Source organism: Aeromonas sp. SG16 (assembly GCF_024436135.1).
GTDB classification, from domain to species: Bacteria; Pseudomonadota; Gammaproteobacteria; order Enterobacterales; family Aeromonadaceae; genus Aeromonas; species Aeromonas jandaei.
On record NZ_JANFNW010000001.1, the window covers coordinates 565,831 to 579,381 of the forward strand.

10 protein-coding genes, 2 tRNA genes and 1 pseudogene are annotated in these 13,551 nt (G+C 58.5%); 8 read left to right on the top strand and 5 right to left on the bottom strand.

Annotated elements, in window-relative coordinates; translation table 11 throughout:
- Positions 1-152: 152 nt before the first annotated feature.
- Together NOM67_RS02565 and NOM67_RS02570 are read right to left on the bottom strand one after the other, a co-directional pair.
- Positions 153-1,838, bottom strand: coding sequence for an aspartate:alanine antiporter (locus tag NOM67_RS02565; protein WP_033115819.1), 1,686 nt, complete (start codon positions 1,836-1,838; stop codon positions 153-155).
- A gap of 762 nt (positions 1,839-2,600) precedes the next feature.
- Positions 2,601-2,676, bottom strand: a tRNA-Asn gene (locus NOM67_RS02570).
- Positions 2,677-2,809: 133 nt separating this feature from the next.
- Here NOM67_RS02570 and uvrB point away from each other — a divergent pair.
- From uvrB to NOM67_RS02585, 3 genes are all read left to right on the top strand, one after another.
- Positions 2,810-4,822 carry an excinuclease ABC subunit UvrB gene (gene uvrB / locus NOM67_RS02575; protein ID WP_255933613.1) on the top strand — a complete coding sequence of 671 codons (2,013 nt, stop codon included), beginning with the start codon at positions 2,810-2,812 and terminating at the stop codon, positions 4,820-4,822.
- Positions 4,819-5,076, top strand: a complete 258-nt coding sequence (locus NOM67_RS02580; RefSeq protein WP_219277175.1) for a YkvA family protein — start codon at positions 4,819-4,821, stop codon at positions 5,074-5,076. Before uvrB ends, NOM67_RS02580 begins: the two co-directional genes overlap by 4 nt.
- 179 nt (positions 5,077-5,255) lie before the next feature.
- Entirely contained in the window at positions 5,256-5,903 is a 648-nt protein-coding gene (locus NOM67_RS02585) for a DedA family protein (protein ID WP_033115822.1), read from the top strand.
- Positions 5,904-5,986: 83 nt separating this feature from the next.
- Here the strand turns inward: NOM67_RS02585 and dsbB are convergent, their stop codons facing one another.
- Together dsbB and nhaB are read right to left on the bottom strand one after the other, a co-directional pair.
- Positions 5,987-6,508 (bottom strand): disulfide bond formation protein DsbB, encoded by a 522-nt coding sequence (gene dsbB / locus NOM67_RS02590; RefSeq protein WP_071909962.1) that lies wholly within the window; start codon positions 6,506-6,508, stop codon positions 5,987-5,989.
- A gap of 100 nt (positions 6,509-6,608) precedes the next feature.
- A complete protein-coding gene (nhaB, locus tag NOM67_RS02595) occupies positions 6,609-8,189 on the bottom strand; it encodes a sodium/proton antiporter NhaB (RefSeq protein ID WP_041210759.1) in 1,581 nt (526 codons plus the stop codon).
- A gap of 334 nt (positions 8,190-8,523) precedes the next feature.
- Here nhaB and fadR point away from each other — a divergent pair, with 334 nt between their 5' ends.
- The 5 genes and pseudogenes from fadR to NOM67_RS02620 all read left to right on the top strand — a co-directional run bounded on the left by fadR (position 8,524) and on the right by NOM67_RS02620 (position 13,339).
- On the top strand, positions 8,524-9,237 hold the full coding sequence (fadR, locus tag NOM67_RS02600; protein WP_033115828.1) for a fatty acid metabolism transcriptional regulator FadR: 714 nt from the start codon (positions 8,524-8,526) through the stop codon (positions 9,235-9,237).
- A gap of 303 nt (positions 9,238-9,540) precedes the next feature.
- On the top strand, positions 9,541-9,681 hold the full coding sequence (locus NOM67_RS02605) for a TIGR02808 family protein (RefSeq protein ID WP_071909966.1): 141 nt from the start codon (positions 9,541-9,543) through the stop codon (positions 9,679-9,681).
- Positions 9,682-9,856: 175 nt separating this feature from the next.
- Positions 9,857-10,414, top strand: coding sequence for a YaeQ family protein (locus NOM67_RS02610; protein WP_255933615.1), 558 nt, complete (start codon positions 9,857-9,859; stop codon positions 10,412-10,414).
- A 12-nt stretch (positions 10,415-10,426) separates the two neighbouring features.
- Positions 10,427-11,311: pseudogene (locus NOM67_RS02615) on the top strand (AEC family transporter).
- 186 nt (positions 11,312-11,497) lie between these two features.
- Complete coding sequence (locus NOM67_RS02620; RefSeq protein WP_255933616.1) at positions 11,498-13,339, top strand: sigma 54-interacting transcriptional regulator; 1,842 nt, start codon at positions 11,498-11,500, stop codon at positions 13,337-13,339.
- A 135-nt stretch (positions 13,340-13,474) separates the two neighbouring features.
- Here the strand turns inward: NOM67_RS02620 and NOM67_RS02625 are convergent.
- Positions 13,475-13,551, bottom strand: a tRNA-Val gene (locus tag NOM67_RS02625).

The following is a 13,551-nucleotide window of genomic DNA, read 5'->3' on the forward strand; positions in this document are numbered from 1 at the left end:
GCATCAACCTTTGTGGGTAGGGGGCAGACAGCGCAGATGGTTGGTGTCAGGTGAGATCACACCAATGAGCCTGCTCCGCGTCTTGGGAGAAAGGCAGATAGCAAGAAGGGAGCCTGAGGCTCCCTTCTTTGTTAGCGGTAACTTGATAGCTGCTAGAACCAGAAGCCGATGATAAAGGAGCCTGCCAGCGTCAGCATCACGTTTGCCACCGCATAGGTACCTGCGTAGCCAAGCGCCGGAATGGAGCTGTTGGCGGCCTCGTTGACCACATCCATGGCGGGGGCGCAGGTACGGGCACCTGTGATGGCGCCAAGCAGCAGCGCCGGGTTCATCTTCAATACCCAGACCCCGAACAGGTAGCCGACCAGTACCGGCAGGGTGGTGACCAGCATACCGGAGAAGAGTACCACGGCACCCACTTCGCTCAGGTGATCCAGAATACCACCACCCGCCTTGAGACCGGTGCTCACCATAAAGACCGCCAAACCAAGATCTTTGGCCAGTCGCAGGGCGCCCGGGGGCACGTAGCCGACCGTCGGGTGGTTGGCCCGCAGATACCCCATCAGAATGCCTGCCAGCAGCAGACCGACTGCGTTGCCGAGGCCAAATTCAATCTGGCCGAACACCAGCGAGACGGAACCGATCAGCAGCCCCAGCACGAAGAAGGTGGTGAAGGCCACCAGATCCGTGGTCTGGCTGTGGATACTGATAAAGCCGATCTTGTTGGCCAGCAGTTTGACCCGCTGTTTTTCGCCGCTGATCTGCAGCACGTCGCCTTTTTGCAGCATGATGTTGCGATCGAACGGCATCTCGATTTGGGAACGCACCACCCGGTTGAGGAAGCACCCCTTCTCGGTCAGGTTGAGTTCCACCAGATGACGACCCACCACGGAGTCGTTCTTTACCACGATCTCTTCGGTGACGATCTGCAGGTCGAGCAGGTTGCGATCAAACACCTCTTTACCGTTGCGGTAGTTGACGTCCAGCTTCTCGTGGCTCTCGGGATAGCCCACCAGAGCGATCTCGTCCCCTTCCTGAATGACGGCATCGCCATCGGGACTGGCGAGAATGCCGTTGCGGCGGATCCGCTCCACATAGCAGCCGGTGTGGGGATAGATGCCGGTTTCACGCAGGGTGCGGCCACCGATCCAGGCTGCCAGTTCGGGGCCAACCCGATAGGCGCGGATGATGGGCAGGTAGGTCTTGCGACTGTCGCTGTCGGAGAGACCCCGCTCACGGGCAATTTTTTGCGCCTCTGTATTGAGATCGAGCCGTGCCAGCGACGGCAGGTAGCGCACGACCAGCATCAGGCCAACCAGACCCACCAGATAGGTCAGGGCGTAGCCGATACCCATATTGTCGAGCACCGCCTGCATATCGGTCTGATGGGGCAGGTTGAGCAGGCCACTGCGCAGGGCATCCTGGGCACCGACCAGCGCAGGGGTCGAGGTGAGCGACCCCGCCAGAATGCCGGCCGCCATCCCTGGCCCCAGATTGAAGAACTTGGCCAGCCCTACCGTCAGGAAGAGGGCGGTCAGCAGGATCACCAGGGTCAGGGTGATGTAGTGGATGCCATCGCGTAGGAAGACGCTGAAGAAGTGGGGCCCCGCTTCGATCCCCACGCAGAAGATGAAGAGCATGAAGCCGACGTTCTCGGTCGTGGCGGTGAACTCGAAGCCCATCTGACCAAACAGCAGGGCGGTAAACAGCACACCTATGGTGTTGCCAATCTGAAAGTTGCCAATCCGTACCTTGCCAAGCAGCAGGCCAAAAGCCAGCACCACGAAGAGCAGCAGGGAGTCGCTTTGATGTAGCAGTGTCACAAAGTCTATGGTCATGCCCGGAAAAACCGAGGAAAAAAGTGGGGCCGATATTGTGCCGGATCTATCCCCAATAAAGAAGCGCAAGGGGCCGATTAATCGAAAGGGATCTCGCACTATTTCGAGGCGATAGGGGGACAAGGGGGAAAAAGAGGGAGCTTATTGCTGTGCCCCCCAGTGTCAATTAGTGAAAAATGCTGGTGGCCTGGCTGGGGGGATGGCAGAGGTAAAAACTTTAGATTCTGCTGCTACAACGCTTGATCGAGATCAGTTTCAGAAGATTCAACCAGCGGGATCAGAGGGTGGGCACGAGGTGAAACAGGGGATGATTTGCCCGTTCGCCCAGCCTGACTGGCTTGGCAAAAAGATATCTCGAGAAAGGTTCAAAAGACCCCTTTTGCGCCACTGACCAGAGATGCGTAAAAACAGCATAAAATCAGGTTTCGCGGCAAAACCGCTCCTGAAAAGCCGGGGTTGCCAGCTATCCCGCGTCCCGACAGGGATTGCGGCAGTTACCCACAGAATCTGTGGATAACCCTGTTTATGAATCTTGTTCATCGGCCGGAAAGCCGCGTCACGACTGGGCTGCAAGTGCTGTTCAAAAAATACCGCAGAAAAAAACTTGCTATAAAAATCAAATAGTTAGATATGGCAGAAGAAAACTCTGCAAGGTGGAGCGCGGGAGGAAACGGGAAACGGATCCGCAAACGGGATCTTGTGCATTAAAAAAAGCTGGGGAGGGCACTAAAGTGGATAACTTGCACCGATATGGTGAGGAATTGGCTCCCCCGACTGGACTTGAACCAGTGACATACGGATTAACAGTCCGCCGTTCTACCGACTGAACTACGGGGGAACATCAGGCAAGGAGGGGCATCATACAGAAGGCGCCGGAGAGGGTCAAGCCGTTCGCGCCACCGCAAGCGAGTGTACCGCCGGGGAGCACTCGGTTACACTGCGCTACTTGCTGTTTTGTGTCGGGAGTCTTCATGAGCAAACTGTTCAAACTAGCCAGCCAGTTTCAACCCGCCGGGGATCAGCCCGCTGCAATAGCCAGGCTGCTCGATGGCATTGAGTCAGGGCTGGCCCACCAGACCCTGCTCGGGGTGACCGGTTCAGGCAAGACCTTCACCATGGCCAACGTCATCGCCACCCTCAATCGCCCGACCATGATTTTGGCTCCGAACAAGACCCTGGCCGCCCAGCTCTACGGCGAGATGAAGGAGTTCTTTCCCGACAATGCGGTGGAGTATTTCGTCTCCTACTACGACTACTACCAGCCAGAAGCCTATGTGCCGACCACCGATACCTTCATCGAGAAGGATGCCTCCATCAACGATCACATCGAGCAGATGCGATTGTCGGCCACCAAGGCGTTGCTGGAGCGGCGCGACGTGGTGATCGTCGCCTCGGTGTCGGCTATCTATGGTCTGGGGGATCCGCAGGCCTACCTCAGCATGATGCTGCATCTCAAAGTGGGGGATGTGATCAACCAGCGGGATATCCTGCGCCGGCTCGCCGAGCTGCAGTACACCCGCAACGACATGGCCTTCCAGCGCGGCACCTTCCGGGTGCGGGGGGAGGTGATCGACATCTACCCCGCCGAATCGGACAAGCTGGCCCTGCGGGTGGAGCTGTTTGATGAAGAGGTGGAGCGCCTCTCCCTCTTCGACCCGCTGACCGGCGCCATTGAGCAGACGGTGGTGCGCTACACCATCTATCCCAAGACCCACTATGCCACCCCGCGCGAGACCATTCTCGGCGCCATCGAGCACATCAAGGAGGAGCTCAGAGGGCGTCGCGAACAGCTGATGTCACTCAACAAGCTGGTGGAGGAGCAGCGCATCAGCCAGCGTACCCAGTTCGACATGGAGATGATGCAGGAGCTGGGCTACTGCTCCGGCATCGAGAACTACAGTCGCTACCTCTCCGGTCGCGCGCCGGGGGAGCCGCCGCCCACCCTGTTTGACTATCTGCCGGGGGATGGCCTGCTCATCATCGATGAATCCCACGTCACGGTGCCGCAGATCGGCGCCATGTTCAAAGGGGACCGATCCCGCAAGGAGACCCTGGTAGAGTACGGTTTCCGGCTCCCCTCGGCGCTCGACAACCGGCCGCTCAAGTTCGACGAATTCGAGGCGCTGATGCCGCAGACGGTGTTTGTCTCGGCGACCCCCGGCCCCTACGAGCTGGAGAAGTCCGGCGGCGATGTGGTGCAGCAGGTGGTGCGTCCCACCGGCCTGCTCGATCCTGAGGTGGAAGTACGGCCAGTCAGCACCCAGGTGGACGATCTGCTCTCCGAGATCCGCAAACGGGTTGCCGTGGAGGAGAGGGTGCTGGTCACTACCCTGACCAAGCGAATGGCTGAGGATCTGACCGAATATCTGGCGGAGCACGGGGTCAAGGTGCGCTATCTCCACTCTGACATCGATACCGTGGAGCGGGTGGAGATCATCCGTGATTTGCGCCTCGGCAAGTTTGATGTGCTGGTGGGGATCAACCTGTTGCGGGAAGGTCTCGACATGCCGGAGGTGTCGCTGGTGGCGATTCTCGATGCGGACAAGGAGGGCTTCCTGCGCTCCACCCGTTCGCTGATCCAGACCATAGGCCGGGCGGCGCGCAACCTCAATGGCAAGGTCATCCTCTACGGCGATACCATCACCAACTCCATGCAGGTGGCGATCGAGGAGACCGAGCGGCGCCGTGCCCTGCAGCATGCCCACAACCTCAAGCACGGTATTGTGCCCAAGGGGCTCAACAAGTCTGTGGGGGACGTGATGGACATGGGGGGCAGTCGTCCCACCGGCAAACCGGGCAAGGGGAGCCGCAAGGCCGCAGAGCCGCAAGGGGAGTACCATGCCCGCTCTGCCAGCGAGATTGCCAAAGAGATCAAACGGATGGAGGAGCAGATGTTCCAGCATGCGCGGGATCTGGAGTTCGAGCAGGCGGCCGCACTGCGGGATCAGATCCAGCGGTTGCGCAGCGAGCTGATAGTGTCATGAGCACCAGACACGGGTTGCTCTGGCGGCGAGTTCGCCGCCTCTATCAGGGCTTTCGCCATCCCGGTACCCCCTGGTGGGCCAGGGGGCTGGTGATCCTTATCCTGCTTTACGGTATCAGCCCGGTAGATCTGGTGCCGGACATGATCCCGCTCTTTGGCTGGCTCGACGATGCGACTCTGCTGCTTATTCTGCTGTGGTGTTGGGAGCGTTGCCTTCCGCCGCAGGTACGCCACGAGCTGGAGGTAAAGCAGTAAGTCACACTCTCTGCCACCATTCTCCCGCTTGCTGAAGAAGCCAGTGCTGGCGGTACAGCAGGAAAAACGGTTTCATTTGGCTGAGGGGGTTGCGGGCTTAAAAAGAGGCCGGCCCAGCGATTGTGAGCCGACTGGCATTGGCGTAGACTCCACGCCGTTCACTTTACGAGTATGGAAAAATGGATCTGATCCTCTTTGCAATCGACTTTATTCTGCACGTTGACGTGCATTTGAAAGAGCTGTTTGAAAACTACGGCATCTGGGTTTACGCCATCCTGTTTCTCATCATCTTCTGCGAGACCGGACTGGTGGTGACCCCCTTCCTGCCGGGTGACTCCCTGCTGTTTGCCGCCGGTGCGCTCACCGTGGGCAGCGTGCTGGATGTCCATACCCTGGCGGCCGTGCTGATCATCGCGGCTGTGCTGGGCAACGTGGTCAACTACACCATAGGTCACTTCTTTGGCGAGCAGCTGTTCCGCAACCCGGATTCAAAAATCTTCCGCCGCGACTATCTGGAGAAGACCCACGCCTTCTATGCCAAACATGGTGGCAAGACCATCATCATTACCCGCTTCCTGCCCATCGTGCGTACCTTCGCCCCCTTTGTGGCCGGCATGGGCGCCATGACCTATCCGCGCTTCCTCGCCTTCAATCTGGTTGGTGGTCTGCTGTGGGTGCTGTCGTTCGTCTATGCGGGCCACTTCTTCGGCAATCTGCCGGTGGTGCGCCAGAACTTTACCCTGCTTATCTTCGGCATCATCGGCATCTCGTTGCTGCCGATGGTCATCGGGGCGATCAAGGCCAAGATGGGCGCCGCCAAGGCGTAACCAGCGGTCAGAAAGCATGAGAAAGGGGGAGCCATTATGGCTCCCCCTTTTTGTTGTTAACGATTTCTACGTCCACGCAAACGTCAGCTGCAGCAGCGTCCTTTCACCAGATTGCCGATGGCTACTACCACGAAAACCAGCAGATAGGCTGCGAAGATGGCGACCAGCCATTGGGGCATGGAGAAGTCGAAGAAACGCCAGCTGATCTCGGCGCAATCGCCATCCGGGAAGAAGAGCCAGGGGATCCACTGATCGAGGGGGGCCCAGCTCGGGAAGTCGGCAAACGGGCTGCAGACGTTGAACGGGGAGGGGTTCATCTGATAGTCGACGTGCTTGAGGGCCAGCTGGAAGCCACGGAAGGCGCTGTATCCCCACAGCAGCATGGCGCTCCAGCGCAGATACCACTTCTGCGGAGCGATGAGACCAACAAGACCGGCCGTGAGCACACCCAGGGTGGCGAGCCGTTCGTAGACGCACATGACGCAGGGGTGAAGCCCGAGCACATGCTGGAAGAAGAGGGCACACAGCTCAAGGAACAGGGCAGAGGCAGCGAGCAGCCCCCACGCCAGTCGATTGGCTGCCAAACGGCGCAGAAACTCGATCATCTGATTGATCTCTCAGAAAAAAATAGTGGCTGAATTAGAGCAGAGCGGACAGCAAAAGAAAAGGGTCCGCAGGGACCCTTCTCGATTAGGCACAATGAGTTCAGTGGAGTGCGGGCGCCACGGCGGCGGCACCCTCTGACAGCACCAGCCATCCCTGCTGATAGAACCACTGGGTGGCGGGGCCGAGCAGCAGCTCGACTGCAAAGAAGCCGACCAGTCCCAGCACCAGGGTGTAGGGCAGCGCCATCCACACCATGCGGCCATAGGAGAGGCGCAGCAGCGGCGCCAGCGCCGAAGTCAGCATGAAGAGGAAGGCTGCCTGACCGTTGGGGGTGGCGACTGACGGCAGGTTGGTACCGGTGTTGATGGCCACGGCCAGCAGATCGAACTGCTCGCGACTGATGGCGCCGTTGAGCAGGGCGGTTTTCACCTCGTTGATATAGACGGTGCCGACAAAGACGTTGTCACTGACCATGGAGAGCAGACCGTTGGCCATATAGAAGAGGGCCAGCTGCTGCTCGGGTTCGGCCGAGAGCACCCACTGGATCACCGGTTTGAAAAGTTGCTGATCGATGATCACCGCCACCACGCTGAAGAAGACCGCCAGCAGCGCGGTGAAGGGCAGTGCCTCTTCAAACGCCTTGCCCAGCGCATGCTCTTCGGTGATGCCGGTGAGCGAGGTGGCCAACACGATGACCGAGAGGCCGATGAGGCCTACCGCCGCCAGATGAAGGGCGAGACCGATAATGAGCCAGACGGCGATCAGAGCCTGGACAATCAGCTTGGCCTTGTCCTGCGGACTGCGCTTCGCCTCTTCGTAGCGGTTGTACTCCTCCATGATGGCGCGCACGTTGTCTGGCAGCAGAGTGCCGTAACCAAACCAGCGGAACCGCTCTACCACCACGCAAGTCAGCAGACCGCAGATAAAGACGGGGAGGGTGACGGGGGCCATGCGCACCGCAAACTCGCCAAAGTGCCAGCCAGCCTGCTCGCCGATGATGAGGTTCTGCGGTTCGCCCACCAGGGTACAGACGCCACCCAGGGCGGTACCGATGGCGGCATGCATCATCAGGCTGCGCAAGAAGGCGCGGAAGTTGTCGAGATCCTGACGGTTGAGCTCGGGTACCTCCTGATCCTGGGTATGGTCGTGGGGATTGCCGAACTCCTTGCCGGAGGAGACCTTGTGGTAGATGGCGTAGAAGCCGGTCGCCACGCTGATCACCACCGCAATCACGGTCAGGGCGTCGAGAAACGCCGACAGGAAGGCGGAGACCAGACAGAAGGAGAGGGAGAGCAGGATCTTGGAGCGCACCCCGATCAGCAGCTTGGTAAAGACGAAAAGCAACAACTGCTTCATGAAGTAGATGCCGGCCACCATAAAGACCAGCAACAGCAGCACTTCGATGTTGGCGACCAGCTCGTGTTTGACCTGTTCGGCAGAGGTCATGCCGATGAGCACTGCCTCGATGGCCAGCAGACCGCCTGGTTGCAGGGGATAGCACTTGAGGGCCATGGCGAGGGTAAAGATAAATTCCACCACCAGTAACCAGCCCGCGCTGAAGGGGTCGAGATAGAAGGCGATCGGATTGATCACCAGAAACAGCAGAATGGCGCTTTTATACCAGTGTGGGGCATTGCCGAGGAAGTTCTTGGCAAATGCCTGCCCGAGGCTTATTGGCATGATGTTGGGTCTCTGGGTTGTTGTTGGGATCTTGCATCCATGCAGTCAATGATGGAGCGACCAGTACGTCCGGATGTTGACCTTTCACGAGTTAATGTCACGTGATTTTAATCAAAAAGCGGGCCGATTATAAATAAGAGCAGGCCGGAAGCGGTCTTGATGGTGGTTTAATAACCACACATTGAGCGGCTTCCCACTACAAGGGATGTGATTGAATACAAGTTATCAACAATATTTGTCCCGATGTGAGCAGAGGACTGACCTTCTGCTTGCCAGCCATCATCGCTTTGATATCATTCGTCAGCCTTTTTACGCATTACAACAGAGTCAATTCATGGTTATAAAAGCGCAGAGCCCAGCAGGGTTTGCCGAGGAATACATCATCGAGTCCATCTGGAACAATCGCTTTCCTCCCGGATCCATTCTGCCCGCCGAGCGTGAGTTGTCCGAGTTGATCGGGGTGACGCGGACGACCTTGCGTGAAGTGCTGCAGCGACTGGCCCGTGATGGCTGGCTGACCATCCAGCATGGCAAACCGACCAAGGTGAACAACTTCTGGGAAACCTCGGGTCTCAATATTCTGGAGACGCTGGCTCGTCTCGATCAGGACAAGGTGCCGGATCTGATAGCCCAGTTGCTCTCTGCCCGTACCCACATCTGCACCATCTTTATTCGCGGGGCGATCCGTCACAATCCGGAACAGGCCGCCGAGATCCTGCGTGGCGCCGATGGGGTCGAGAACAATCCACAGGCTTATGCCGAGTTCGACTACCGGTTGCATCACCAGCTGGCATTTGCTTCCGGCAATCCGATCTACGCGCTGATCCTGAACGGTTTTAAAGGGTTGTATAGCCGGGTCGGTAGCTACTACTTCTCCGACAAGCAGGCCCGCGAGACCGCAGATGCCTACTACAAGACGCTGCTTGGTCTGGCCGAGACCAAAAACCATGAAGCCGTCTTTATGACAGTGCGTCAGTACGGTATCGAGTCAGGCAAACTCTGGACCCGCTTGCGTCAGGATATGCCCAACGATCTGTGTGACAACTGATCGTCAGCCGGACACTCAAAAACGCGCCACCGGGCGCGTTTTTTTATGCCATTGAGTCACGCCGCCGGTCGTTTTACGTCACAAGGCGTGCAGAGACAGGGCTGGTCTGGCCCGATAATGGCCATCTAATCCCTTGATCTGGATGGATATTCGGCCGAAAAAGTTGATCCAGCTCAAATGCACCCTGCATTTATTACTTTGGTGGCATTGGACTCATACTCACATTGAGGTCAAATGGCCTCACGAGAGCGGAGCCTACATCCGCCAAAAGGAACACACCTTTCACTGGATGAAGGACACACAATGAGTCTTCTTGAACACACCATCTGGACTGTGCTGGGATACGGGGCCATGCCCTTTATCTTTCTGAGCGGATTCGTAGCCGTGGCAGTCACCTGCTGTGCGCTGCTCAATGCGTTCGGAGTCCAGTCCGCCGAGAAGTGAGTCGCTTCTTGATACCGCCAAATGCCAGTCTTCGGACTGGCATTTGTTTTTTCTGTCTTTTAAGGCACTTAAATCCAGGCCTGGGGGCAGAAAGGTTCGAACCTGCCACTGATTTTGATTACACTGACGGCCATATTTTCTACCCCCACTTGTCACAGGGTATTCAAGGTTTTCTATGGCTCTCAAGGCAACCGTATTCAAGGCCCAGATCAGCTTGTCTGATATGGATCGCAACCTCTATCAGGATTTTTCCCTCACGCTGGCGCGCCACCCCTCCGAAACCGACGAACGGATGATGATCCGGTTGGCGGCCTTTGCCTGGCACGCCGCCGAGCGGCTGGAGTTCACCAAGGGGCTCAGCGCCGATGACGAGCCCGAGCTCTGGCGCAAGAACTACTCGGACGAGATCGAGCTCTGGATTGAGCTGGGCCAGCCCGATGAGAAGCGGCTGAAAAAGGCCTGTAACCGCGCCCGTGAAGTGGTGCTCTATCTCTATGGCGGCCGCGGCACCAGCGTCTGGTGGAAACAGAATCAGGGCAAGCTTGGCCTGCATGACAACCTCAGCATCATCGAGCTCTCCGAGAGCCAGACCCTGCCGCTTACCGAGATGGTGGAGCGCACCATGCAGCTCACCTGCACCATCTCGGAAGGACAGCTCTGGTTCAGTAACGGCAGCAAAGAGGTCACCCTCGATCCGCAGCTGTTGATGGGCAAGCCTGCCCGCGAACTGTAACGGGACCTCCCTGTGCTCGGCGCCCTGCTCAATATTGTCATCCCCGTGTTTGCGGTGGTCGGGCTTGGCGCTCTTTATGGCCGATTGCGGCCAGAGGCGGCGCTCGGTTATGTCAATCGGGCCAATATCGAGCTGTTTACCCCGGCGCTGGTTTTCTCCGCCCTGGTCAAGTATCCGCTGGCGCTGGGGGAGCATCTGCCGCTCATCGCGGCCGGGGCGTAGGTGATCCTGCTGCCCGGTCTGCTGCTCTCGCTGCTCAAACTCAAGGGGATTGAACGGGCGGCGCTCATTTTGCCCGCTATGTTCCGCAATACCGGCAACCTCGGCATTCCCCTGATGGTGCTGGCCTTTGGCGAGCAGCAGCTGGGGGCCATCGTTATCCTCTTTGTTCTCTCCAACCTGCTGCACTTCTCGGCCGGCATGTTTATCCTCTCGGCCAACACCTCCCGCTGGCTCTGGCTGCGCAGCCCGGTGCTGTGGGCCGCGCTGGCCGGATTGCTGGTGGCCAATCTGCATATCGCGCTGCCGGAATATGTGGTGACCACCGCCTCGCTGGTCGGGCAGATCTCGGTACCGCTGATGCTTTTTGCCCTGGGCATAAGATTGATGGAAGGGGAGCTGGATCATTTGGGGCTGGCGCTCAAATGCAACTTGCTCTATCTGCTGGCGGGCGGCTTGTCGTTGCTGCTCGCGATATGGTTGTTGCCTCTCAAGGGGGAGTGGATCCCGCTCCTGATGTTGTCGGTCTCTCTGCCACCTGCGGTGCTTAATTACATGCTTTGCGAGCAGTACCACTGCCAGCCGGAGAAGGTGGCGAGTATCGTGCTCGGCGGCAATGCTCTCGCGGTGGTGGTGATCCCGCTGTCAGTCTGGCTGGCGCTACACCTGCCGACCTGATCTTGCTCACATCTTCTATATTTTTGTTTTTGTTGGTTTTTATCTTCATCTTTGTGCTCATTTTCCCCGTCATTCATTTTCCCTTTTCGTGATCCCCCCCGAAGTTGTGCTGGCGGATATCCCTTAGTATCTGGCCAGCATGGCTCCCTTTAGAGGGAGAACAACAAGAACAAAAAGGAATGATGGATGAGATCCGTGAGCAACCAGTGTCTGTTGATGCAGATCCAGCCCACCATCTTGCGTTTTGCCAAGATGCTGGCGAGTGTGCTGCAACTTGAGGTCGAGATCGTCGATGCCGATATGGTGCGGGTGGCGGGCACTGGCCCCTATGGCAAGTTTTTTGGCCGCCAGCTGGAGGGGGACTCCCGCCTGCTGCGCTATGTCATCGACAATCAGCGGGAAAAGATCGTTACTCACACCAGCGATGATCCGGTCTGTGAGGGGTGCAGCTGCAAGGAGAGCTGTCGCGAGCGCGCCTTCCTCGGGGTACCCATCATGGTGGACGAGGGGTGCATCGGGGTGATCAGCCTGGTCGCCTTCAGCGCCGAGCAGCAGGCCCGTCTCAACAACAATCTGCAGGATGTGTGTGACTATGTGCGCCACATCTCCACCATCTTTGTGGCCAAGCTGCTCGACTCGCGCGGCCTGTCGGACGGGGTCAACAAGGTGTTCCTCGATCTGATGACCCACATGGATCAGGGCTGCCTGCTGCTCGACGAGAAAAATCAGGTGCGCTTTGCCAACGAAGCGGCGCTGCATCATCTGGGCTGTCAGCCGGAGCAACTGCAGGGGCGTGAGGTGGGGATCCGCCCGCTCACCTTTGCCAGGCAGGAGATCAGCGGCCATATCCAGCACATTTTCACCCTGGGCGATCGCCAGGAGCTGATCATCGGTCAGCTGCACCATGTGCAGGGGCAGCAGCTCTTCCTGATGGCTTTTCACCAGTCCCACTCCGGGCAGGTGCGCGAGCCTGACCCCGATGTGCGCATCGACCTGCTGATCGGCGAGAGCAAGCCGATGCGCAACCTCAAGCGGCTGCTGCAGCGCATTGCCCAGAGTCCGTCGAGCGTGCTCATTTGTGGCGAGAGCGGCACCGGCAAGGAGGTGGTGGCCCGCGCGGTTCATCGTCTGAGCCCGCGCCATGACAAACCCTTTATCGCCATCAACTGTGCCGCCATCCCTGAGCAGCTGCTGGAGAGCGAGCTGTTTGGCTATGTGAAGGGCTCCTTCACCGGCGCCTCCAGCGGCGGCAAGCAGGGGCTTATTCAGGCAGCCCATCAGGGCACCCTGTTCCTCGACGAGATCGGCGATATGCCGCTCACCATGCAGGCCAAGTTGCTGCGGGTGCTGGAGCTGCGGGAAGTGACCCCCATCGGCGCCAGTCGGCCGGTGCCGGTGGATATTCGCATCATCGCTGCCACCCATCAGCATCTCGACCAGTACATCGCCGAAGGGAAGTTTCGCGAGGATCTCTTCTATCGCATCAACGTCATCCCTCTCAACCTGCCGCCGCTGCGCGAGCGGGAAGGGGATGTGGAGCTGCTGACCCACTACTTCCTCAACCAGCACACCAGCCGGATCGGCACTGTCTACCCCGGCCTGACGCCGGAGGTGATGGCGCTGCTCAAGGGGTATCGCTGGCCGGGCAACGTGCGCGAACTGAGCAACCTCATCGAATATCTGGTCAACGTCAGTCAGGCGGGTGAGGTGATCGACAGCAGCCTGCTGCCGCCCAACATCATCCGCAATCAGGAGCCCCATCCGGTGGTCACCCAGACCATCCCCATCGTGCCCCTGAGCGCCATCCCAAGCGAACCGGTGGCAGCGCAAGGCCCAATGGCGGTGATGCCGGAAAAACTGCAGGAACCCGCGCCGGGAGAGAGCGGGCTGGAGAGCATGGAGAAACAGATGATCGAGGAGACTCTGCAGCGGCTTGGCAACAAGAAGCTGGCGGCGCAGGCATTGGGGATCGGGATTGCCACCCTCTATCGCAAGATAAAGAAGTACGATATTGCCGTGCAGGCCTGATGGTCTGGCGGTGTCGATTCAGCCCGTGTCATGCAATTGGTGATGCGGGCTTTTTGTTGGCGCAGCAAAAAAAGCGCAAGAAGGCTGGGGGGAGAGAATGCAAAAAGCCCGCTCGATGAGCGGGCTTTTAAAATTTGGTGCGTCCTAGTGGATTCGAACCACCGACCCCCACCATGTCAAGGTGATGCTCTAACCAGCTGAGCTAAGGACGC

Excerpts from the sequence above, each read along its gene's own strand:
- NOM67_RS02565 (WP_033115819.1), bottom strand. The coding sequence starts at position 1,838 with ATGACCATAGACTTTGTGACACTGCTACATCAAAGCGACTCCCTGCTG.
- uvrB (WP_255933613.1), top strand. The coding sequence starts at position 2,810 with ATGAGCAAACTGTTCAAACTAGCCAGCCAGTTTCAACCCGCCGGGGAT.
- NOM67_RS02580 (WP_219277175.1), top strand. The coding sequence starts at position 4,819 with ATGAGCACCAGACACGGGTTGCTCTGGCGGCGAGTTCGCCGCCTCTAT.
- NOM67_RS02585 (WP_033115822.1), top strand. The coding sequence starts at position 5,256 with ATGGATCTGATCCTCTTTGCAATCGACTTTATTCTGCACGTTGACGTG.
- dsbB (WP_071909962.1), bottom strand. The coding sequence starts at position 6,508 with ATGATCGAGTTTCTGCGCCGTTTGGCAGCCAATCGACTGGCGTGGGGG.
- nhaB (WP_041210759.1), bottom strand. The coding sequence starts at position 8,189 with ATGCCAATAAGCCTCGGGCAGGCATTTGCCAAGAACTTCCTCGGCAAT.
- fadR (WP_033115828.1), top strand. The coding sequence starts at position 8,524 with ATGGTTATAAAAGCGCAGAGCCCAGCAGGGTTTGCCGAGGAATACATC.
- NOM67_RS02605 (WP_071909966.1), top strand. The coding sequence starts at position 9,541 with ATGAGTCTTCTTGAACACACCATCTGGACTGTGCTGGGATACGGGGCC.
- NOM67_RS02610 (WP_255933615.1), top strand. The coding sequence starts at position 9,857 with ATGGCTCTCAAGGCAACCGTATTCAAGGCCCAGATCAGCTTGTCTGAT.
- NOM67_RS02620 (WP_255933616.1), top strand. The coding sequence starts at position 11,498 with ATGAGATCCGTGAGCAACCAGTGTCTGTTGATGCAGATCCAGCCCACC.